We start from the raw sequence: 20,905 nt of genomic DNA on the forward strand, positions 1-20,905 counted from the left end.
CGGCGGAAATGCGGGCAAAACGCATCGCAATTGGGCATAGATGAGCAAAGAACACGATAAGCGAGGGCTGATTCATGGCAGGTGGTAATACCACAACTCGGCGGGCGGCTGCGCGCGACGTGACCGTCTGGGACTTGCCGACCCGCATGTTTCATTGGAGTCTCGTCCTGCTGGTGACGGTTGCGGTGGCCTCCGCCAAGCTCGACCGGATGGCGACCCACACCCTGGCGGGGGAGGCGATCCTGGCGCTCCTGCTGTTCCGGCTGGTCTGGGGGCTGATCGGCAGCCAGACGGCGCGCTTCAGCGACTTCGTGAAGGGGCCGCGCGCGGTGCTGGCCTACGCCGCCGGGCTGTCCGGCGCGGGAGCGGGCGATGGCAAGGGCGGGCCGGCCTCGCCGCCGGCGCTGGGGCACAACCCTATGGGCGGGCTGATGGTGGTTGTGCTGCTGGGCGCGCTGCTGACCCAGGCGGCGAGCGGCCTGTTCACCTCCGACGACATTCTGGTCGACGGGCCGCTGGTGCCGCTCGCCGCGTCGGCGACGGTCAAGACGCTCAGCACGCTGCACCGGCTCCTGGCGAACGGCATCCTGCTGCTGGCCGCCGTGCATGTGCTGGCCGTGCTGGTCTATCTGCTGGTGAAGAAGGAAAATCTGATCCGGCCGATGATCACCGGCCGCAAGACCATCCCCGCCGACGCGGCGGTCGCGCCGCCCCGGCGCACGCCGACCGCCGTGGCGTTGGCCGTGCTGGCCGCCGCCGTGGGTCTGGTCGCCGCCGTGGTCCAGGCGGGGTGAGGCAGCCCTTCCCCCACTTGATACGCGGTCCGAAACATTCGGACCGCTGCTTTCACACGCCACGCAGGCTTCGGCCCTCGCGGGCCGCGGCCGCCGTCGCGGCCGATACCGTGTTCGAAAAGTCAGAACTTTCCGAACACGGTATGAGGAGGGAAGGGCTGAGCGCGGAGCGTTACTCCGCGCGGTAACGCTCGTGGCAGGCCTTGCAGGCGCCGCCCAGCGCGGCGAACTGCTTGGCGGTGGCGGCCTTGTCGCCGGTGGCGGCGGCCGTCTCCAGGGCCTTGGCGGCGGATTCAAAGTCCTTGGCCTTGGTCGAGAAGTCGCCGAAGTTCGCCCAGATGTCCGCCTTCGCCTTGGTGTCGCCCTTGTCGCTGCCGGCCGGGAACAGGGTCGGCAACTGGGTCGCGAAGGCGCCGACGCGCTGGGCCACGGCGCCGACCGGGGCCACCTTGTCGCCCTGCAGCAGGTCCTTCATCTCGGCCATCGCCTTCTTGGTGGCTTCGAAACCGTCCTTGCGGGTCTTGATCGTGTCCTGGGCCAGCGCCGGGCCGCCGACGAGCAGCAGGGCGGCCGCCGCGGCCAGCGTGATGCGGGTGAGCATGCGAATTCTCCAAAAGCCTGAGCGTTGATCGAAACCGGAGGACATACTCGCGCTGCTGATCCCGCTGTCAAGAGACGACCGGGCCGCGCGTACCCGTGGTTGCAAGACCACTTCCCGTTGTTTGCCGAAAATGCTAACAAGCACCCATCGATGCAGCCCGCGGCAATGGCCGGTGCGGGGCGATTTCGGCTGAGGACGGGATGGGTGACGGGTTGCGGCGCGTGTGCGGCATTCTTGGGGCTTGGGCGCTCGGCGCGCGCGGCTGGCCGGCCCGTGCCGTCCCCCATGCCGTCCGGGGCCTGTCCGCCGCCATTCTGACCGTTCTTCTCGCGGCGCCGCTCGCTGCAGAACCGCCAACGCCCACCCCGCCAACGCCCACCCCGGCGCCTCCTGCCCCGGCGCCGGCCTTCTTCCACGAATCGCCCGAACTGGCGACGCGGGTGGCGCGTGGTGAGCTGCCGCCCATTAAGGACCGGCTGCCCGCCAACCCCGCCCTGATCCAGGTGGAGGAGGAGGTTGGGACCTACGGCGGCATCTGGCGCATCGCCATGGTGGGGGAGGCCGACGGCCTGCTGCTCTACCGCAACATGGGCTACGAGCAGCTGGTCCGCTGGGATCCGTCCTGGCGCCGCGTCATCCCCAACGTCGCGCAGTCCGTCCAGGTCGCCGACGGGAACCGCCAGTTCACCTTCCGCCTGCGGCCCGGCCTGCGCTGGTCGGACGGCGAGCCCTTCACGGCGGAGGACATCCGCTTCTGGTTCGAGGACGTGCTGCTCGACCCGGAGCTGATGGAGGAGCGGCCGCGCTGGCTGCCCGCCGGCGCCGACGCGGTGCGGCTGGAGGTGCCCGACCCGCTGACCTTGCGGTTCGTCTTCGCCCAGCCCAACAGCCAGTTCCTGCGGGCCATGGCCTCCGGCCACAACGTCGCCTCGGCCACCGAATTTCCCCGGCACGCGCTGGCGCGCTTCCACCCGCGCCACAACCCGGAGGGCATCGCCGCCGAGCTGGCGGCGGCCGGCGTGACGGACTGGCGGGCGTTGTTCCGCCTGAAGGCCCGCATCCAGCGCAGCCCCTCCGACCCGGCCTCGCTGCTGCGCCGGCCGGTGGGGGACCTGACGGTGACCCAGCTCGTGGAGCCGGTGCCCACGCTCGACCCCTGGGTGCTGGAGCGGCGCGAGCCCGGCGACCCGCCGCGCTATGTGGCGCTGCGCAACCCGTACTATTGGAAGGTGGACCGGGCTGGCAACCAGCTGCCCTACATCGACCGGGTGGAGGTTCTGGAAACCTCGCCGGCGCGGCTGGCCGATCTGCTGCGCGCCGGGCGGCTCGGCATGCAGGTCCGCCACGTCGGCACCCGGGACATGCAGGACCACATGCCGGATCTCCAGGCGCGCGGCTACCGGACGGTGCCGCTGATCCCGGCGGGCAGCAACGTGATGCCGCTGGTCTTCAACCTGACCCATCCCGACCCGGCCCGGCGGGCGCTGCTGGCCGACCGGTCGCTGCGCATCGCGCTGTCGCGCGCCATCGACCGCAAGGCGGTCATCGACGACGCGCTGGGCGGGCAGGGGGAGCCCTGGCAGGTGGCGCCCCGGCGGGAGTCCCCGAACTATTCGGACCGGCTGGCGCATCAGTATCTGGAGCACGACCCAGACGCCGCCTCCGCCGCGCTCGACGCGCTGGGGCTGGACCGGCGCGACGGGGAGGGCTACCGCCTGGACGCGGAGGGGAGGCGGGTGTCCCTCACGCTGCTCACCCGGCGGGACCGCCCCTATCAGGCGGCCGTGGGCGCGGCCATTGCCGCCCAGTGGCGTGCGGTCGGCGTGGAGCTGGTGGTGGAGACGCTGGACCGCGTCGCCCTTCAAAGGCGCGTCCGCGAGGGGCGGTTCGACATCGTGCCGGGCACCGGCGACGGCGGCATGGACGCCGTGCAGGAGGCTCACGCCTACATCCCGCTCAGCAACGAAAGCGCCTTCGGCCTGGCCTGGGTGCGCTGGCTGAAGGACCCGTCCGGGCCGGGCGCGGAGGAGCCGCCGGAGCCCGTCAAGCACCAATGGGCCATCCACCGCCGCCTTCAGGAAGCCGAGGAACCGGAGGAGCGGCAGGCGCTGGTCGCGGAACTTCTCGACAGCGTGGCGGAGGCCTTCGTGCAGATCGGCATCGCCACGGACGTTCCCCGCTTCGCGGTGGCGCGCAAGGACTTCCGCAACGTACCCCGCATGCTGTGGGATTCCTGGATCTACCCGACGCCGGCGCCCACCAACCCGGCCCAATATTACATCGACGCCCCCTGAATCATGACCCCTTGCGCGACGGAAACCGCCCTGCGCTCGCGCAATCCGCTCATCCCTTCCGGCGAGCGCACATCCGTGGTAGCACTCGCCGCGAGGAAATTCCCTCGCTCAACGCATGGGCCGGATCGGCCGGCGCGACCGGCGCCGGCACCGGCGGTACAGGGGTGATGCCGGTGCGCACGCTGTTCCGAAGCCTGGTCTTCCGCATCGGCCTTGCGGTGCTGGTCGTGCAGGCCTTGGTGCTGGCCCTGGTCGGCGGGATCGCCCTGGACCGCCTGACGGAGGAGATGGACCTCCGCGCCCGCGACCGCATCACGCTGCCGGGCACGCTGATGGAGCGCGGCGAGCTGTCCTACGAGGCGGTCGCCGACCGCGCCACCCTCACCCACCTCATCGGGCAGGAGCTGGAAGAGGGCATGGTGGTGGGCGCCAACTGGAACGTCTTCCACGCCCTGAACCCCGACCATCTGGGCCGCGACATCCGGCAGCTTCCGGGGATCGACCCCGCCTGGTTCTCCGGCAACGCCCGCCAGCCCTCCATCATCGAGGTGGACGAGGGCGACCGCGGCGCGCTGCTCTGCGTCACCCCGCTGTTCATGCGCGGGGCGGAGGTGCCGACGCTGTTCGCCTACGTCAAGGTCAACACCGGCGCCCTGGCCGCGCAGAAGGCGGCGCTGCGCGACACCGTGGCGGGGGTGGCCCTGCTCTGTGCGCTGCTGACCTCGGCCATCATCGTGCTTCTGTTCCGCGTGACCGTGCTGCGCCGCATCGGCGGGCTGACCGCCTTCGTCGGCCGCATCGCCAAGGGCGACGAGCTGGCGCCGCTGCCCGTCCGTCCCGACGAGCTGGGCGTGCTGGAGGCGGGCGTCAACCGCATGGCCGGCGACCTCGCCCAGCGGGCCGGCCAGCGCGCGCGGGCGGAGGCCGAACTGCGCGAGAGCGAGGCCCGCTTCCGCGACTTCGCCGCCGCCTCCAGCGACTGGTATTGGGAACTGGACGCGGACCTGCGCTACGTCGCCCTGTCCGACCGCTTCTTCGAGCTGGTGCGCCCGGCCCTGTCGCCCATCGGCCGCCCGGCCGACGAGCTGGGGGTGGAGGCCGCGTGGCAGGGCGGCTGGCGCGCCTTCATGGACCGGCTGGAGCGGCGGGAGCCGGTGGCGGAGTTCGACGTCACCTGGACCGACACGCGCGGCCAGTCCTACTACGCGCGGCTGTCCGGCCTGCCGGTGCGGGACCCGGAAGGCCGCTTCACCGGCTACCGCGGCACGGGCCGCGACATCACCCTGCACCGCGCGGCGCGGCGCATCCTGGAAAAGCGGGTGGAGGAGCGCACCGCCGCCCTGACCCGGGCCAACACCGAACTTCAGGAGACGCTGGACAGCCTGAACCGCGCGCAGACGGAGCTGGTGCGGTCGGAAAAGCTGGCCTCCCTGGGGGCGCTGGTGGCCGGGGTGGCGCACGAGATCAACACGCCCGTGGGCGTCGCGGTGACCGCCGCCTCGCACCTCGCCGAGCGCACGCGGGATCTGCGCGGCCGGGTCGAGTTGGGCGGCCTGCGTAAGACCGAACTGGCCGCCTACCTGGATGTGGCGGACGAATCGGCGCGGCTGCTGCTGCAGAACATGGAGCGCGCCGCCGCCCTGATCCAAAGCTTCAAGCAGGTGGCCGCCGACCGCAGCTCCGAACGGCTGCGCGCGTTCGATCTGCGCAGCTATCTGGAGGACATTGTCGCCAGCCTGTCGCCGGCCCTGCGCCGGCAGCAGCACCGCATCGAGCTGGACTGCCCGCCGGGGCTGGAGATGGTCGGCTATCCGGGCCTGCTGAGCCAGGTCGTGACCAACCTCATCATGAACTCCCTGACCCACGCCTTCGCCGAGGGGGACGTGGGCACGCTGCGCATCGGCGCCGCTCTGTCGGGTTCGGGGCTGGTGGAACTGACCTACCGCGACGACGGACGGGGCATCGCGCCGGAGCATCTGCCGCGGATCTTCGATCCCTTCTTCACCACCCGGCGCGAGGCGGGGGCGACCGGGCTCGGCCTCAACATCGTGCACAGCATCGTGACCGGGCCGATGAAGGGGCAGCTGAGCGCGGCCAGCACGCCGGGCCAGGGTGTGACCTTCACGCTGCGCCTGCCGCGCGTTCTTCAGGAAAGCGCGCAAGCGGCGGAGTGATCGGCTTGCAACACGGATAATGCGGAAGTAAGGTCCCGCGTCTCGTTACAACCCACCCGATTTCTGCCACCAATCGCCATAGGGGCAAGCCCGCCATGTCGATCATCGCGTCCCGTCTGTCGCGCATCAAGCCCTCGCCGACCATCGCCGTGACCAACAAAGCCCGCGAGCTGAAGGCGGCCGGTCGCGACGTCATCGGCCTCGGCGCCGGCGAGCCGGACTTCGACACTCCGGACAACATCAAGGCCGCCGGCATCAAGGCCATCGAGTCCGGCGACACCAAGTACACCGCCGTGGACGGCACGCCCGCGCTGAAGAAGGCCATCTGCGCCAAGTTCGAGCGCGAGAACGGCCTGAAGTACGCGCCGGAGCAGATCTCGGTCGGCGTCGGCGGCAAGCAGGTGCTGTACAACGCTCTGATGGCGTCGCTGAACCCCGGCGACGAGGTCATCATCCCGGCCCCCTACTGGGTGTCCTACCCGGACATGGTGGAGCTGGCCGAGGGCACGCCGGTGTTCGTCTCCTGCCCGGCCGAGCAGGGCTTCAAGCTGCAGGCGTCCGACCTGGAGAAGGCGATCACGCCGAAGACCAAGTGGCTGATCCTGAACTCCCCGTCGAACCCGTCGGGCGCGGCCTACACCTATGACGAGATGAAGGCCCTGACCGACGTGCTGGTCCAGCACCCGCATGTCTGGATCATGTCCGACGACATGTACGAGCACCTGCTCTACGACGGCCTGAAGTTCGTCACCCCGGCCCAGGTCGAGCCGAAGCTGTACGACCGCACGCTGACCGTGAACGGCGTGTCGAAGTCCTACTCCATGACCGGCTGGCGCATCGGCTACGCGGGCGGCCCGAAGGAGCTGATCAAGGCGATGGGCGTGATCCAGAGCCAGTCGACCTCCAACCCGACCTCGATCTCCCAGGCCGCCGCCGTGGAGGCCCTGAACGGCCCGCAGGACTTCATCAAGGAGCGCGCCGAGGTGTTCCGCCAGCGCCGCGACCTCGTGGTGTCCATGCTGAACCAGGCCACGGGCATCAACTGCCCGAAGCCGGAAGGCGCCTTCTACGTCTACCCGTCCTGCGCCGGCACCATCGGCAAGAAAACCCCGGACGGCAAGGTGATCGAGACCGACGAGGATTTCGTCACCTATCTGCTGGAGTCGGAAGGCGTCGCGGTCGTCCAGGGCTCGGCCTTCGGCCTCGCCCCGCACTTCCGCATCTCCTACGCGACCAGCACGGAAGCCCTGGAAGAGGCCTGCCGCCGCATCCAGCGCGCGTGCGCCAACCTGCGGGATTGATCCTCGCGGGCACAATGATGTGCGAAGGGCCGGAGGCATCGCCTCCGGCCCTTTTCGTTTGCAAAATCCGTAGGTTGGGTTGAGCGTCAGCGAAACCCGACACTTGTCCGTTTGCGGTCATGTTGGGTTTCGCTGTGCTCAACCCAACCTACGCGGCTCGCGCTCTCCCCCACCCATATCTTCACGACGCGGCCAGCATCTCCTTCCTCATCTCCACGGCCTTGTCCGCCGCCTTGCCGGTCAGTTCCTGCAAGCGTTCGAAGGTCCAGGTGAAGGTGCCCACGCCCAGCGACAGGGACCGCAGTTCCACGATCAGGTCATGGACTTCCGACTGCGGCAGGTAGGCCTTCACCTCGTCCCAGCCCTGCCAGCCGGGGCGGGCGTCGTAGCCGAGGATCTGGCCGCGCCGGCCGCTGATCAGGCGCTGCACCTTCGAGGTGAAGTCGCTGGGCACGGCGATGGACACGTTCAGGATCGGCTCCAGCAGCACCGGCTCGCAGCCCGGCAGGGCCTCCGTCATCGCTTGGCGCGCCACCGTCTTGAAGGCCATTTCGGAGCTGTCCACCGCGTGGAACTGGCCGCCGGTCAGCTTCACGGCGAAGTCCACCACGGGGAAGCCCAGCGGGCCGCGCACCGAATATTCGCGCACGCCGGTCTCCACCGCCGGGATGAACTGGCGGGGCACGACGCCGCCGACGATGCCGTCCTCGAACTGGAACCCGCTGCCGCGCGGCAGGGGCTTCACCTCCACATGGATGTCGGCGAACTGGCCGTGGCCGCCGGTCTGGCGCTTGTAGCGGGCGTGGTGCGACGTGCCCTTGCGGATCGTCTCCTTGTAGGGGACCTGCGGCGGCACGCCCTTGACCGACACGTTGAACTTGTTGCGCAGCCGGTCCATGGCGATCTGCAAATGGATGTCGCCCTGGCCCCACAGCACCAGCTCGCCGGTGTCGGTGGACTGCTCCAGCTTCAGGGCGGGGTCTTCCTCCACCAGCTTCTGGATGGCGGCGGTCAGCTTCACCTCGTCGTTGCGGTTCTGGGCGTGCAGCGCCAGCCCGAAGACCGGCGAGGGAACCTCCGGCCACAGATCCGGCTTGCCCAGGTTGCCCTTGTCGGTCAGCAGGTCGCCGGTCGCCGCCTTCTCCAGCCGGCCCAGCGCCACCACGTCGCCGGCCGACGCGGCGGAAAGCTTGTCCTGGTTGTGGCCCATCATGCGGAAGACGCCGGACACCCGCTCCCCGCCCAGCGTCATGCCGTCGCTGACCGTGCCGCGCCAGACGCGCACGACGCTGAGCTTGCCGGCGTGCGAGCCGTTGAGCGTCTTCACGACCTGCGCGGCCACCGCCGCATCCGCCGGAACGCCCACGCGCTCCGCCGCCACGGACACGCCCGGCCCCTCGTGGCGCAGGGCCTTCAGCAGGCGGCGGATGCCGTTGTCGTTCTCGGCGGAGCCGAAGAAGACCGGCACGATCAGGTCGTCGGCCAGTTCCTTGGCGAGGCGGTCGTAGACCTCCTGGGTCTCCGGCGCGACGTCCTCCAGCAGCTTTTCCAGCAGGGCGTCGTCATAGTCGGCGACGGCCTCCAGCATTTCCTGCCGGGCCTCGTGCTCGCGGTCCTTCAGGCTGTCGGGGATCTGGATCAGCTCGGACGGCTTGTGCGGGTTGAAGTGCCAGGCGCGCTCGCTGACCAGATCGACGAAGCCGGCGATCTTCCCGCCCTCGCGGATCGGCACCTCGCGCAGCACCAGCTTGCGCTCCGACACCGCTTGGTAGGCCTGCACCACGTCACGCACGCGGAGGTCGCCCAGCGCGTCGACCTTGTTGATGAACAGCAGGTGCGGGATGCGGTTCTCGTCCAGGAACTTGAACAGCGGGGCCAGCAGCACGGCCTTTTCCGGGGCGGCTTCCGCCACGATCACGGCGACGTCGGCGGCCATCAGGGCGTTCTGCGTCTCGCAAACCAGTTCCACCGAACCGGGACAGTCCAGGATGTTCCAGCGTTCCCCCAGATAGTCGAAGGAAGCGACGTTGACCTCCACGCTCATCTGCCGGGCCTTGGCCTCGGCGGAGCTGTCGCCGACGGCGTTGCCGTCGCGCACGCTGCCCTTGCGCGTGGTGGCCCCGGCCGCCGACAGCAGGCTTTCCAGCAGCGATGTCTTGCCGCTGAGATAGGGGCCGACCAGGGCGGCGCAACGGGCCGTCTGGATCTGTGTATGGGGCATGCACACCTCCCGTATGGCTCTCTCCCGCAGGGCCCCGTTCGCGGCCCGATGGATGACGTTTCTGGGAAAACCGTGCTCTTTCAAGATCATGGTCCACCCGCGCCGGGGGACCTGTCGATGGAAAAAAGGGGCGGCATGTCGTCACGCCGCCCCCCGGTGGGGAAGTCCTTGTCAGGGCGGGCCGTCGGCGTAGGGCGCCAGGGCCGCCGCGATCACCCTGTGGACGGGGGTGGGCACCCCCAGCTCCGCCCCCAGCCGGACCACCGCACCGGACAGCCAGGGCAGCTCCAGCCGCCCGCCACGCTCCAGGTCGTTGAGCATGGAGGACTTCATCTCCGGCACCAGGGCGTCCAGCAGGCCCTCGACGCGCGTCACGATGTCGGATCCCAAATCCACGTCGCGGACGCGGGCGATGCGCGCCACCTCCGCCACCGCGTCCAGAAACAGGGCGCGCGTCTCCGGCACCCGGCGGATCACCCCGGCCGGCTGGCGGGTCAGGCCGGTGACGCCGCTGAAGGGGGCCAGGAAGGTGAATTTCTCCCAGATCGCCGGAAGGATGGACCGGGACAGGGTGGCCTCGAAGCCCGCCTTCGAGGCGACTTCGTGAAAGGCGGCGAGGCGGGGGGAGGGGGCGCCGTCCAGTTCCCCATAGGTCAGGCGGGCGAGCGCGCCGGTGTGGCGGATCACGCCGGGGGCGGCGATGGTCGCGGCGATGTGGGCGACGCCGCCCCCCACATGCTGCTCGCCCAGGGTGCGGCACAGCGTGTCCAGACTGGTGACGCCGTTCTGGAACGGGATGACCAGGGTGTCCGCCTTCAGCAGCGGCCGGCAGGCCTCCGCCGCCGCGTCGGTATCCCACAGCTTGACCGCGAACAGCACCACGTCCACCGGCCCGACCCGCGCCGGGTCGTCGGTGGCCCGGACGTCGGCCAGATGCAGCGGGGCGGCGTGACTGTCGATGCGGAGCCCGTTGGCGCGGATGGCCTCCAAGTGCCGGCCACGGGCGATGAAATGCACCTCAACGTTCCCGGCGGCATCTCCGGCCGCTTGGCCGGTCGCAGCGATGCGGGCGCCGAAATAACCGCCGACCGCGCCCGCACCCATGACTGCGATGCGCATGCGTGTATTCCTCCCTTGAAGCGGTCCGGGCCGGCCGGCTCCGTTTCGTGGGCTGGCCTTGTCGTCCCGTGACATCGAAAGCGGTGTTAGCAAGCGAACAGTGTTGTGCGCAAACAGTGTGGCGCGCAATGGCCGTCGCGGCAATAGGCCGCACAGGGTGGAATCGCGGTCAGCCTGGGTGACCGGTCATTCCTATGTATTTCAGACGGCTTGATTTTTTGTGCCGGACTGTCGCCTGCCGGGTGCGCGGCAATGTTGCAGTGCGGCAACCTTGCGTAACCGTGGCAAAATGGGCCGGACAAACTCCTGCAATATTTGGCTAATATACGCACCAACGGTGCACCCCGGACGCGTTCCCGCGCGGGTGCCCGAACAACGATGGAATGGCCGGGGCACCACCGGCCTGCCAAACGCTTTTGGGGGAAGTTCCATGCACACGCTCATCCGCGCCCTGTTCGCCGGGCTGATCGCCGTTGGCGCCGCCGGGGGAATCGCCGCGACCGCCGGCCTCGCGCCGACGCCGGCCTTCGCCCAGGACCAGAAGCCGACGCAGGAGAACGCCAAGGCCATCACGCTGAAGGCCGCCGACCTGATCGCGGCCAAGGGCCTGGACGAGGCGGCCAAGGCCTTCAACGCCGACGGCGAGTTCAAGCAGGGCGAGATCTACGTCAACGTCATCGACTTCGCCGGCGTGTGGAAGGTCTACCCGCCGCGCCCGACCGGTGTGGGGCAGAGCGTCGTCAACGTGAAGGACCCGGACGGCAAATTCATCGTCCAGGACATCCTGGCGCTGGCCAAGGACAAGGGCGAGGGCTGGGTCGAATACCGCTGGCTGAACCCGGCCAGCAACAAGATCGAACCGAAGATCACCTACGTGAAGCGCGTTCCGGGCCAGGAACTGGTCGCCTACGTCGGCATCTACAAGTAAGCCGACCCGCCCACCCTGGACCTTTCGCTTCCAGGGGGCGGCCGGGACACAGCACGGGGGAACGGGGATGAGCGGAGGTATCGGGGCGCGCCTGTCGGGGGCGTCGGTGACGGCGCGCGTCTTCGTGGCGCCGCTGATGGGCATCGCGCTGACGGTCGGCGCCCTGTGGCTGGCCGACCGGCAGTCGGAACAGGCGGTCGCTTCGGTGGACGCCATCCACCGCTCGGCGGCCGGGCGGCAGGGGGAGATCGACCGGCTGGTCGCCACCGCCTACCGAATCCACTCCGATGTGTCGCGCCATCTGGCGCTGGCCGGTTCGGGGCTGGAGGAGGCGAAGCTCCAGGGCATGCGGGACGCCATCGCCGCCAACGTCGGGGCGGCGCGCAAGACCATCGCGGCGCTGCGCGACATGCCGCTGGCCGAGGATGAGCGCGCCATGCTGGCCGACATCGGCCGCCGCCTGGACGCCTACGCCAAGGCGGTGGACGAGATGAACCAGATGGCCGCCATCGACCGGCTGATCGGCATCCCGATGATGGGCCATGTGGACGAGCAGTTCGCCGGCCTGACCGACCGCATCATCGCCGCCCAGGGCGCCATCGCGCGCTCCGCCGAGCAGGCCAACCAGGCCGCGCGCGACGCCGCGGCCGAGGCCCGCCTCCGCTTCGCGCTGGTCATGGCGGCGCTGCTGGCCGGCATGGCGGCGGCCGGGCTGGTGCTGGCGCGTTCCATCACGCGGCCCCTGCAACGCCTGTCGCACGCCACGACGGCGCTGGCCGACGGGCAGCTCGGCGTCGAAATTCACGGCACCTGGATGCGCAACGAGATCGGCGCCATGGCCCGCGCGCTTCAGGTCTTCCAGACCAACGCCCGCGAGGTCGAGGCGCTGAAGGCCGCGCAGGAGCGCCAGAAGGCGGAGGCCGAGGCCGAGAAGCACCGGGCCATCCACGAACTGGCCGACCTGTTCGAGGCGCGGGTGAGCGAGGTGGTGCAGCAGGTGGGGGCGGGCGCACACCGGATGCGCACGAACGCCGCCGGCATGCTGCAACGCGCCACCGCCACGACGGAGCAGGCCGCCGCCGTCGCCACCGCCAGCCAGCAGGCCGGGTCCAGCGTCGAGACCGCCGCCGCGGCGGCGGAGGAGATGAGCGCCAACATCGCGGAGATCGGCGGGCAGGTCCGCCGCTCCTTCGACATGGCGCGCGATGCCGTGCGGTCGGTGGAGGAGACGAACGGCCACGTCGTCGGCCTGTCCGACGCGGCCAACCGCATCGGGGAGATCGTCGGCCTCATCAACTCCATCGCCGCGCAGACGAACCTGCTGGCGCTCAACGCCACCATCGAAGCGGCGCGGGCGGGCGAGGCCGGCAAGGGCTTCGCGGTCGTCGCCAGCGAGGTGAAGAACCTCGCCACCCAGACGGCCAAGGCCACCGAGGACATCTCCGCCCAGATCGCCGCCATGCAGCAGGTGACCAACGCCGCGGTCGGCGCCATCAAGGGGGTGGGGGATACGGTGGTGTCGATCAACGAGGTCGTCGCGACCATCTCCGCCGCCATGGAGCAGCAGAGCGCCGCCACCCACCTGATCGCCCGCAACGTGCAGGAGGCCGCCGCCGGCACCGGCGAGGTGTCGCGCAACATCGCCGCCGTGTCGGACACCGCCGGCGAGACGGGCGCGGCAGCCGGCGAGGTCCTGCAAGCCGCCGAACGGCTCGACGGGCAGGCCGCGACGCTCGGCACCGAAGTCAAGCAGTTCATCGGCCGCCTGCGCCAGGGCTGATCCGGCCCGTTTCTCCGCCGCACCGCTTTCGCCAAGGCTTGACCCGCGAACGGCCCGCCCAAGCTTGTCGGGGTGGGCCGTTTCCGCATGCGCCCCCTGCAACGCTGCTTTTAGAACTATTCTAAAATAGGCGCTTTACCGGGCGTATGGCCAAGCGTAGCCTGATGGGCAGCACGGAACGGAAAACGATCAGACGGAGGGTGAGACAGTCATGCAGATCGACATCGGAATCGCGGACACCGACCGGAAGGCCATTTCCGAGGGCCTGAACCGCGTGCTCGCCGACACCTTCGCGCTGTACCTGAAGACGCACTCCTTCCACTGGAACGTCACCGGCCCGATGTTCAACACACTGCACACCATGTTCATGGAGCAGTACACCGAGCTGTGGAACGCCCTGGACGAGATCGCGGAGCGCATCCGCGCGCTGGGCTTCCCGGCGCCCGGCAGCTTCTCGCAGTTCGGCCAACTCGCGACCATCAACGAGGAGCCCGGCGTTCCCAAGGCGCAGGAGATGATCCGTCAGCTCGTGGAAGGGCACGAGACGGTCGCCCGCACGGCCCGCCAGGTCATCGTTACGGCTGACGAGGCAAACGACCAGCCGACCGCCGACCTGCTGACCCAGCGCCTGCAGATCCACGAGAAGACCGCCTGGATGCTGCGCAGCCTGCTGGAGTAGGCTGTTTTCCTTCGAGTTGAAATGTGTCAGATGCGAGGTTTAGCTGCGCTAAGAAGAAACAAGGTCGGCGGTTGGTTGGGAAGCCCTTCTCCCCTTGGGGGAGAAGGGTTGGGATGAGGGGTCGTTACCCGCCCGGAGGGCGGGGACATACGTTTCCTGCCGGCCTTCGGCCGGCGCCACCCTCACCCCAACCCCTCTCCCCTCAAGGGAGAGGGGCTTGCACGCTTCATCCGCTGCGGATCGGCGCGCCCCAACGGCGCGCACGCATCGACCGCATCGCCTGTCGTTCCAACCGCAGGGTGGAGGCAATCGACATGGCTTCTTACGATTACGACCGGACACATGACGCCACGCGGCTCGGTTGGGTGGACCGGACGGCGATCGGCAGCCAGGACCTTCTGCTGCTGGTCGCCCGGCTGCTGATCGGCGCGATCTTCGTGCAGAGCGGCTTCGGCAAGCTGATGAATCTCGGCGGCTTCGCCGGCAGCCTGGCGTCGCAGGGGCTTCCCGCCCCCACGTTGCTGGCCGCACTCGGCGGGGCGGTGGAGTTCTTCGGCGGGCTGGCCGTGGTGCTGGGGCTCTGGACGCGGCTGGCGGCCGCGGCGGTGATCGTCTTCACGATCATGGCGACGCTGATCGCCCACCGCTATTGGGAACTGCCGCCGGAAGCCCAGCCGATGCAGCGCATCCAGTTCATGAAGAACGTCGCCATCATCGGCGGCTTCTTCGCGCTGGTCGCCGCCGGGGCCGGGCGTTTCAGCCTGGACGGCCTGCGCCGACGGTGAGTCACCTCACCGCTCCAGCAGGAAGTTCATCCTTGCGCCCCCTTGTTACGCCCCCGCGCGCTTGGCCGAGAGGCCGGCGGGGGACAGCAGAACCTCGCGCTTGCCCTGGTGGTTGGCGGGGCCGACCACCCGTTCCGTCTCCATCCGCTCCACCAGCCGGGCGGCGCGGTTGTAGCCGATCTGAAGCTGGCGCTGGATGAAGCTGACCGACACCTTGCCCTCGCGCACCACGAGGTTGACGGCCTGCATGTAGAGGTCGTCGCCGCTGGCGCCGCCGCCACCGCCCTCGTCGTCCTCGTCCGCGATGGCCTCTTCCTCTTCCTCGGTGATCGCGGTGACGTAGTTGGGTGCGCCCTGCGATTTGATGAACTGCACGATCTCCTCGACCTCCGAATCGGAGACGAAGGGGCCGTGGACACGGGTGATGCGGCCGCCGCCGGCCATGTAGAGCATGTCGCCCTGGCCGAGCAGCTGCTCCGCCCCGGCCTCGCCCAGGATGGTGCGGCTGTCGATCTTGGAGGTGACCTGGAAGCTGATGCGTGTGGGGAAGTTGGCCTTGATGGTGCCGGTGATGACGTCCACCGACGGACGCTGCGTCGCCATGATCAGGTGGATGCCGGCCGCGCGGGCCATCTGCGCCAGACGCTGGATCGCCGCCTCGATGTCCTTGCCCGCCACCAGCATCAGGTCGGCCATCTCGTCGACCACGATGACGATGTAGTGGAGCGGCGTCGGCTCCTGCGGCGTCAGGTCGAAGACGTTCTCCGCCTCGCCGGGGGCGGTGCGCTTGGGCATCTTCTCGCCGTTGGCGATCATCTCGGCGATGCGGGCGTTGTAGCCCTCGATGTTGCGCACGCCGAGCTTAGACATCGCCTCGTAGCGGCTTTCCATCTCGCGCACGGCCCAGCGCAGCGCCACGACGGCCTTCTTGGGGTCGGTCACCACGGGGGTCAGCAGGTGCGGGATGCCGTCGTAGACCGACAGTTCCAGCATCTTCGGATCCACCATGATGAAGCGGCAGCGCTCCGGCGGCAGGCGGTAGAGCAGCGACAGGATCATCGTGTTGATCGCCACCGACTTGCCCGAACCGGTCGTGCCGGCCACCAGCAGGTGCGGCATGCGGGCGAGGTCGGCGACCACCGGCTCCCCGCTGATGTCCTTGCCCAGCGCGATGGCGAGATGCTGCTGCGCGTTGTCGCGGAACTTCTCGTGGTCGAACATCTCGCGCAGATAGACCATCTCGCGCACCGGGTTCGGCAGCTCCACGCCGATGACGCTGCGGCCGGGCACGATGGCGATGCGGGCGGTGACCACGCTCATGGACCGCGCGATGTCGTCGGTCAGGTTGATGACCGTGGCGGACTTGGTGCCGGGCGCCGGCTCGAACTCGTAGAGCGTCACGACGGGGCCGGGGCGCACGTCCATGATCTCGCCGCGGACGCGGAAGTTCTTCAGCACCGTTTCCAGCATCCGCGCGTTGCGGGCCAGAACCGTCTCGTCATGCTGCTGCGGCGGGCGCGGCGGCGGGCTCTGCAACAGGGTGACGGCGGGCAGGGCGTAGGCCTGCGGGAAGTCGGCGAGGCTTACCGGCGCGGCGACGGCGACCGGCTCGGCTTCCTCGGACTCCGCATAAGCTTCGACCAGCTCCGGCTCGACTTCGGCCTCTTCCTGAGACTCGGGAGCTTCCAGTTCAGGCTCCGACGGCGGAACGGCGGCGGCCATGGCGGCCGGGGTCGGCTCCTCCACCGGCTCGCGCGCCTCGTAGGCCCACTCCACGCCCGACAGGAAGGCGAAGCCGGCGACCACCGCCAGCGCCTCGTCGGCGAGGTTGGTCGAATAGACCGTGCCTGCGCGCGGCGTTCCCGGCAGCACCTCCACGTCCCACAGCACGCGGCCGTCCGGACGCGCGTTGGGGATCAGGTTGAAGGGCCGGCCGTTCAGCGCGCACCACAGATTGAACTCGTCGGCGGTGACGACCCCGGACTGGGTGATGGGGGCGATCAGGTGGGGCGTGCGCGGCGTCATGCCGGGGCTCCCGGATTCAGGTCGGTGGAGAGGGGCTTGGCGGGATCGGTGTCGTCGGACGGGCCCGTGTCGGATTCGCCCTGGTCAGGCTCGTCCTCATCGGGCTCGCCCTCGGCTGTCGGTTCGTCGGCGGGGCCGTCGGCGGGATCGTCCGCGACGGCCTCGGCAACGGGCTCTTCGGCGGGCGGCTCTTCCGTGATGTCCGAAGCTTCCTCCGGAATATCGTCCAGTGGCGCTTGCTCGGCGAGCGGGGCATCGCCGTCCGTCAGCTCGTAGGCGGCGACCAGCAGCTTGTCGATCAGCTCGCCGTCGCTGGACATGGGCAGGGCCAGCCGTTCCCAGGTCCGCGTCACGCCGTTGAAGTCGGCCGTGTAGACACGGGCGACCGGCAGCCGCTCCCGCCGGACCGATTCGTATTCGGGGCGCAGGATGGCGCGCTGCTCTTCCGGCAGCTCGTCCAGCGTGGCGCCCAGGCGCGAATGGCCGAACGCCTCGGCCAGAGCCTTGCCGTAATAGGAATAGACGAAGTCATCTTCTCCAATGACTTCAAAAATCACAATGTTGTCCTTCCACGGCCACAGGTCGGCCGGAGCAATCGTGCTGGACACCGGCGGTTTGTCGCCGATGCATTTGGTGAGCCAAAAGTCGAGCAGGCCGCTCAGGTGCGGCGTCGCCAGCTCGGTTCTTTCCTTGATCATCGATTTGGGTGCGGAATTCTCGGGCGGCGCCCCGCGGGGCTGCCCCCTGGAGCTTTCATGGACCGCCGGAACCATACCCGGAAGGGGAGGGCCCACGCAACCGCGAGGGCGCCCGTCGCGCGCGTCGGGCTACCCCTGTCGCGCGGATGTCGCAGTGGGTGCGGTTGCCCCCACCCTAACCCTCCCGCGCTTCGCAGGAGAGGGAGCCGTGGGAAGGGTGGGGGCGACCGCAAGCCTCAGATCGCGCAGCTCACGCCGGTGCCGCCAAGCCCGCAGTAGCCGGCCGGGTTCTTGGACAGATACTGCTGGTGATAGTCCTCGGCGTAGTAGAAGGGCGGGGCCTCGCGGATTTCCGTGGTCACCGGGCCGAAGCCGGCCTCGCCCAGCCGCGCCTGATAGGCGTCGCGGCTCGCCTCGGCGGCCTGCCGCTGGGCGTCCGTGTGGGTGTAGATGGCGGAGCGGTACTGGGTGCCCACGTCGTTGCCCTGGCGCATGCCCTGGGTCGGGTCGTGCGCCTCCCAGAAGACGCGCAGCAGATCCTCGTAGCGGACCTTGGCCGGGTCGTAGACGACGCGGACCACCTCCGCATGGCCGGTGCGGCCGGAGCAGGCCTCCTCATAGGTCGGGTTGGGCGTGTGGCCGCCCTGGTAGCCGACCGCCGTCACCCACACGCCGGGCACCTGCCAGAACTTGCGCTCCGCCCCCCAGAAGCAGCCGAGGCCGAAGTCGGCAACCTCCAGGCCGGCGGGGAAGGGCGGGGTCAGCGGGTTGCCGTTGACGTGGTGGCGGGACGTGACCGGCATCGGCGCGTCGCGGCCGGGCAAGGCCTCTTCCGCGCTCGGCAGCCCGAGGGGCTTGCGCAGGAACATTCCGAGCATCAGGACTCCTCCCATGGCCTATGTTCAGCAGCCTATGTCGGGTCGCGGAGCTTCGGCGGCAAGGCCGCTCCTCCAGGGAAGCGGTTGGGGAACCGGCTTGGGCACCGGCCGGTTGTCTCCGGCGTGGAGGTGACCCGCTGAACCCGCTGCTGCATCCGCAACTGGTCAACCCGCCCTTCGGCGACCCCGGCGTCCTGGTGGATGTGCGGTTCGAGCGGCGGTGCCTGCTGCTCGACCTCGGCGACCTGTCGCCGGTGCCGCCGCGCATGCTGCTGCGGACCACGCACGCTTTTGTCTCGCACACCCACATGGACCATTTCGCCGGCTTCGACCATCTGCTGCGCGTCTGCCTGGGGCGGGAGAAGGCGCTGCACCTGTTCGGGCCGCCGGGCTTCGTGGACCGGGTGGCGGGGAAGTTCGCCGCCTACAGCTGGAACCTCGCCCCCGGCTACGCGGCGGACTTCGTGGTGACGGCCACCGCCGTGGAGGAGGACGGCACCGCCCGCACCGCCGAGTTCCACAGCCGCCGCAGCTTCGCCCGCGAGGCGGAGCGGGACACCCGCATCGACGGCGGCCTGCTGGTGGCGGAGGACACGCTGAGCGTCCGCGCCGCCACCCTCGACCACGGCATCCCCAGCCTCGCCTACCGGATCGAGGAGCCGGCGCACGTCAACGTCTTCCGCGACCGGCTGGAGGAGTTGGGGCTCGCCGTCGGGCCTTGGCTGCGCGACCTGAAGCGCGCGGTCTTCCGGGCGGAGTCCGACGAGGTTCCCATCGCCGCCCCCGGCCGCGACGGCGGGACGGTGATGCTGCCGCTGGGGCAACTGAAGGCACGGGCGCTGTCGGTCACCGCCGGGCAGTCCATCGCCTATGTGGTGGACGCGGCCTTCACGGCGGAGAACGCCGCGCGCATCCTCGACCTCGCGCGCGGCGTCGACCTGCTGTTCATCGAGGCGCCCTTCCGCGCCGCCGACGCGGAGCACGCCGCCGCCCGGCGCCACCTGACCACCGATCAGGCCGGGCGGCTGGCCGCGGCGGCGGGCGTGCGGCGGGTCGTGCCCTTCCACTTCTCCCCCCGCTACCTGGGCGACGAGGAGACGATGCGGCAGGAGGTGGAAACAGCCTTCCGCGCTGCAAAGCCGCTGTTTTTTAGCGGGAGCCTTCGCCCCTCATCTTGCGTTTAGTCCAAGGTTCCACACGTGGGGGGAAAAGGACGATGAGCATGATCGACGACGAAACCATGCAGCGCCTGACCGATCTGGGCCGCCGCCACGGCAACCGCCTGAGCGTCGAGCAGTTGGGCCAGGAAGTCCCGGTCGAGACCATGACCCCTGAAGAGGTCGCCGTGGTCGTGGACCAGTTGGAAAGCGCCGGCATCGACGTGGAGCTGGACGACGCCCGCCTGAAGCGCCCGCGTGCCGCCCGCGCCTACGACGGGCCGGTGGACAGCAGCGCCGGCGTGGTGGACTTGGCGAGCCCCGCCGCACCCGCCGTGTCCGTTCCCGGCGTGAAGCCCTCCGTCCACGGCTGGGAGGACGAGGGGCTGGGCCACGCCCACGGCACCGCCCATGGGTCGCGCAAGGCGCCGGTGTGGATGCGCAACGGCGTGGACATGCTGCCCATCGTCATCGTCGTGGTGGTGGCGGTGGTGCTGATCGGCGTGCTGGGCGGGCACTGAAGGCCGGGATTACCCCTTCACCGGCCCCTTCACCGGCTTCGCCAGCGCCTGGATGAGGATGGCCGCCGTGGCCGCGACGTTCAGCGACTGAATGCGGCCGGTGCCGGGGATGGTCAGCACCTCCTCGCAGGCGGCGAGCGTGGCCGGGGGCATCCCGTCCTCCTCGTTGCCCAGCACGACGGCGACCGGCTTGTCGGACCGGGCCAGCGCCGCCACGTCGGTCACCGCCCGGCCTTTGCCCAGCGCGGTGCCGACCACCCGGTAGATCCCGCGCAGCCGCTTCAGCGCCACCGGCAGGCTGGCTGCCTGATACAGCTCCACCCACTCGAAGCCGCCCTCGGCGACGCGGTAGGCGGCCTCCGACGGCAGCGCCTGGCCGGGATGGTCCGACACCACGACGCGCGGCAGGCCGAAGAAGGCCGCCGTGCGCAGGATGGCGCCCAGGTTGTGCGGGTTGCCCACCCCGTCGAGGATCAGCAGCGGCTGCCCGTCCGCCGCCCAGCGCTTGGCCTCCTCCGCGTCGAAGGCCGGCACCGGCCGAGGCGCGATCAGGGCGACCACGCCGCCGTGCAGCACCGTGCCGGCGACCTTCGCCAATTCGTCGGCCTCCACCATGCGGTACGGCTTGCGCGCCGCCGCCAGAGCCTTGCAGAAGTTGCCGACCTCGCCCTTCAGCCGCTCGTCGAAGAACAGGCGCTCGACGCTGGCCGGGTCATGCTCGAACAGGGCGGAGACGGCGGACAGGCCGGCGACGCGGAACAGCTTCCTCGGCTCCTCGCGCGGAGCACCGGCCTGCGCCGGCGGGGCCTTGGGAGCGCGGGAGGGGCGGGAACGGGAAGGAACGGGCGTGCGGCCGCGCGGCGTCGCCGGCTTCGGCATCATCATCTCGGGGGTTGGATGGTCGGGGGCTGGGTGGACGGGCCGGCATTCTGGACCAACCCGTTACCCAA

At 69.9% G+C, this 20,905-nt stretch carries 17 protein-coding genes; 10 read left to right on the forward strand and 7 right to left on the reverse strand.

Going from position 1 to position 20,905, the window contains the following annotated elements:
- Positions 1 to 74 precede the first annotated feature (74 nt).
- Positions 75 to 794 (forward strand): cytochrome b/b6 domain-containing protein, encoded by a 720-nt coding sequence (locus tag ACSVC7_RS01110; RefSeq protein WP_448203991.1) that lies wholly within the window; start codon positions 75 to 77, stop codon positions 792 to 794.
- A gap of 172 nt (positions 795 to 966) precedes the next feature.
- On the opposite strand, the gene ACSVC7_RS01115 is transcribed toward ACSVC7_RS01110, so the two are convergent.
- Entirely contained in the window at positions 967 to 1,395 is a 429-nt protein-coding gene (locus ACSVC7_RS01115; protein ID WP_448203992.1) for a c-type cytochrome, read from the reverse strand.
- Positions 1,396 to 1,595: 200 nt separating this feature from the next.
- Here ACSVC7_RS01115 and ACSVC7_RS01120 point away from each other — a divergent pair, with 200 nt between their 5' ends.
- The 3 genes from ACSVC7_RS01120 to ACSVC7_RS01130 all read left to right on the forward strand — a co-directional run bounded on the left by ACSVC7_RS01120 (position 1,596) and on the right by ACSVC7_RS01130 (position 7,164).
- Entirely contained in the window at positions 1,596 to 3,689 is a 2,094-nt protein-coding gene (locus tag ACSVC7_RS01120) for an ABC transporter substrate-binding protein (protein WP_448203993.1), read from the forward strand.
- A gap of 167 nt (positions 3,690 to 3,856) precedes the next feature.
- Positions 3,857 to 5,863 carry a sensor histidine kinase gene (locus ACSVC7_RS01125; protein ID WP_448203994.1) on the forward strand — a complete coding sequence of 669 codons (2,007 nt, stop codon included), beginning with the start codon at positions 3,857 to 3,859 and terminating at the stop codon, positions 5,861 to 5,863.
- 95 nt (positions 5,864 to 5,958) lie between these two features.
- Positions 5,959 to 7,164 carry a pyridoxal phosphate-dependent aminotransferase gene (locus ACSVC7_RS01130; RefSeq protein WP_448203995.1) on the forward strand — a complete coding sequence of 402 codons (1,206 nt, stop codon included), beginning with the start codon at positions 5,959 to 5,961 and terminating at the stop codon, positions 7,162 to 7,164.
- Between the two features lie 181 nt (positions 7,165 to 7,345).
- Here ACSVC7_RS01130 and ACSVC7_RS01135 read toward each other — a convergent pair whose 3' ends face one another.
- The gene (locus ACSVC7_RS01135) at positions 7,346 to 9,385 is read right to left on the reverse strand and encodes an elongation factor G (RefSeq protein ID WP_448203996.1); all 2,040 of its coding nucleotides are present in this window, start codon (positions 9,383 to 9,385) and stop codon (positions 7,346 to 7,348) included.
- Positions 9,386 to 9,556: 171 nt separating this feature from the next.
- On the reverse strand, positions 9,557 to 10,504 hold the full coding sequence (locus tag ACSVC7_RS01140; RefSeq protein ID WP_448203997.1) for a ketopantoate reductase family protein: 948 nt from the start codon (positions 10,502 to 10,504) through the stop codon (positions 9,557 to 9,559).
- 430 nt (positions 10,505 to 10,934) lie between these two features.
- Between ACSVC7_RS01140 and ACSVC7_RS01145 the strand changes: the two genes are divergently transcribed.
- From ACSVC7_RS01145 to ACSVC7_RS01160, 4 genes are all read left to right on the forward strand, one after another.
- Positions 10,935 to 11,432 (forward strand): cache domain-containing protein, encoded by a 498-nt coding sequence (locus ACSVC7_RS01145; RefSeq protein WP_448203998.1) that lies wholly within the window; start codon positions 10,935 to 10,937, stop codon positions 11,430 to 11,432.
- A 67-nt stretch (positions 11,433 to 11,499) separates the two neighbouring features.
- Entirely contained in the window at positions 11,500 to 13,212 is a 1,713-nt protein-coding gene (locus ACSVC7_RS01150) for a methyl-accepting chemotaxis protein (protein ID WP_448203999.1), read from the forward strand.
- A 211-nt stretch (positions 13,213 to 13,423) separates the two neighbouring features.
- Positions 13,424 to 13,891 (forward strand): Dps family protein, encoded by a 468-nt coding sequence (locus ACSVC7_RS01155; RefSeq protein ID WP_448204000.1) that lies wholly within the window; start codon positions 13,424 to 13,426, stop codon positions 13,889 to 13,891.
- Between the two features lie 314 nt (positions 13,892 to 14,205).
- Complete coding sequence (locus ACSVC7_RS01160) at positions 14,206 to 14,676, forward strand: DoxX family protein (protein ID WP_448204001.1); 471 nt, start codon at positions 14,206 to 14,208, stop codon at positions 14,674 to 14,676.
- A gap of 45 nt (positions 14,677 to 14,721) precedes the next feature.
- Here ACSVC7_RS01160 and ACSVC7_RS01165 read toward each other — a convergent pair whose 3' ends face one another.
- The 3 genes from ACSVC7_RS01165 to msrA all read right to left on the reverse strand — a co-directional run bounded on the left by ACSVC7_RS01165 (position 14,722) and on the right by msrA (position 18,277).
- Complete coding sequence (locus ACSVC7_RS01165; RefSeq protein ID WP_448204002.1) at positions 14,722 to 16,701, reverse strand: DNA translocase FtsK; 1,980 nt, start codon at positions 16,699 to 16,701, stop codon at positions 14,722 to 14,724.
- Positions 16,698 to 17,399 (reverse strand): PAS domain-containing protein, encoded by a 702-nt coding sequence (locus ACSVC7_RS01170; RefSeq protein ID WP_448204003.1) that lies wholly within the window; start codon positions 17,397 to 17,399, stop codon positions 16,698 to 16,700. The genes ACSVC7_RS01165 and ACSVC7_RS01170 overlap by 4 nt, the downstream gene beginning before the upstream one ends.
- 236 nt (positions 17,400 to 17,635) lie before the next feature.
- Positions 17,636 to 18,277, reverse strand: coding sequence for a peptide-methionine (S)-S-oxide reductase MsrA (gene msrA, locus ACSVC7_RS01175; protein WP_448204004.1), 642 nt, complete (start codon positions 18,275 to 18,277; stop codon positions 17,636 to 17,638).
- Between the two features lie 20 nt (positions 18,278 to 18,297).
- On the opposite strand from msrA, the gene ACSVC7_RS01180 reads away from it, so the two are divergent.
- Positions 18,298 to 19,461, forward strand: a complete 1,164-nt coding sequence (locus ACSVC7_RS01180) for a ribonuclease Z (RefSeq protein WP_448204005.1) — start codon at positions 18,298 to 18,300, stop codon at positions 19,459 to 19,461.
- 32 nt (positions 19,462 to 19,493) lie between these two features.
- Positions 19,494 to 19,955, forward strand: coding sequence for a hypothetical protein (locus ACSVC7_RS01185; protein WP_448204006.1), 462 nt, complete (start codon positions 19,494 to 19,496; stop codon positions 19,953 to 19,955).
- 9 nt (positions 19,956 to 19,964) lie between these two features.
- Here the strand turns inward: ACSVC7_RS01185 and ACSVC7_RS01190 are convergent, their stop codons facing one another.
- Positions 19,965 to 20,834 carry a TrmH family RNA methyltransferase gene (locus tag ACSVC7_RS01190; protein ID WP_448204007.1) on the reverse strand — a complete coding sequence of 290 codons (870 nt, stop codon included), beginning with the start codon at positions 20,832 to 20,834 and terminating at the stop codon, positions 19,965 to 19,967.
- Between the last annotated feature and the right edge of the window lie 71 nt (positions 20,835 to 20,905).

It is taken from the genome of Azospirillum mesophilum (assembly GCF_053470405.2).

Bases quoted from the DNA above. Each gene is read 5' to 3' on its own strand.
- ACSVC7_RS01110 (WP_448203991.1), top strand. From the start codon at position 75: ATGGCAGGTGGTAATACCACAACTCGGCGGGCGGCTGCGCGCGACGTG.
- ACSVC7_RS01115 (WP_448203992.1), bottom strand. From the start codon at position 1,395: ATGCTCACCCGCATCACGCTGGCCGCGGCGGCCGCCCTGCTGCTCGTC.
- ACSVC7_RS01120 (WP_448203993.1), top strand. From the start codon at position 1,596: ATGGGTGACGGGTTGCGGCGCGTGTGCGGCATTCTTGGGGCTTGGGCG.
- ACSVC7_RS01125 (WP_448203994.1), top strand. From the start codon at position 3,857: ATGCCGGTGCGCACGCTGTTCCGAAGCCTGGTCTTCCGCATCGGCCTT.
- ACSVC7_RS01130 (WP_448203995.1), top strand. From the start codon at position 5,959: ATGTCGATCATCGCGTCCCGTCTGTCGCGCATCAAGCCCTCGCCGACC.
- ACSVC7_RS01135 (WP_448203996.1), bottom strand. From the start codon at position 9,385: ATGCCCCATACACAGATCCAGACGGCCCGTTGCGCCGCCCTGGTCGGC.
- ACSVC7_RS01140 (WP_448203997.1), bottom strand. From the start codon at position 10,504: ATGCGCATCGCAGTCATGGGTGCGGGCGCGGTCGGCGGTTATTTCGGC.
- ACSVC7_RS01145 (WP_448203998.1), top strand. From the start codon at position 10,935: ATGCACACGCTCATCCGCGCCCTGTTCGCCGGGCTGATCGCCGTTGGC.
- ACSVC7_RS01150 (WP_448203999.1), top strand. From the start codon at position 11,500: ATGAGCGGAGGTATCGGGGCGCGCCTGTCGGGGGCGTCGGTGACGGCG.
- ACSVC7_RS01155 (WP_448204000.1), top strand. From the start codon at position 13,424: ATGCAGATCGACATCGGAATCGCGGACACCGACCGGAAGGCCATTTCC.
- ACSVC7_RS01160 (WP_448204001.1), top strand. From the start codon at position 14,206: ATGGCTTCTTACGATTACGACCGGACACATGACGCCACGCGGCTCGGT.
- ACSVC7_RS01165 (WP_448204002.1), bottom strand. From the start codon at position 16,701: ATGACGCCGCGCACGCCCCACCTGATCGCCCCCATCACCCAGTCCGGG.
- ACSVC7_RS01170 (WP_448204003.1), bottom strand. From the start codon at position 17,399: ATGATCAAGGAAAGAACCGAGCTGGCGACGCCGCACCTGAGCGGCCTG.
- msrA (WP_448204004.1), bottom strand. From the start codon at position 18,277: ATGCTCGGAATGTTCCTGCGCAAGCCCCTCGGGCTGCCGAGCGCGGAA.
- ACSVC7_RS01180 (WP_448204005.1), top strand. From the start codon at position 18,298: ATGTTCAGCAGCCTATGTCGGGTCGCGGAGCTTCGGCGGCAAGGCCGC.
- ACSVC7_RS01185 (WP_448204006.1), top strand. From the start codon at position 19,494: ATGAGCATGATCGACGACGAAACCATGCAGCGCCTGACCGATCTGGGC.
- ACSVC7_RS01190 (WP_448204007.1), bottom strand. From the start codon at position 20,834: ATGCCGAAGCCGGCGACGCCGCGCGGCCGCACGCCCGTTCCTTCCCGT.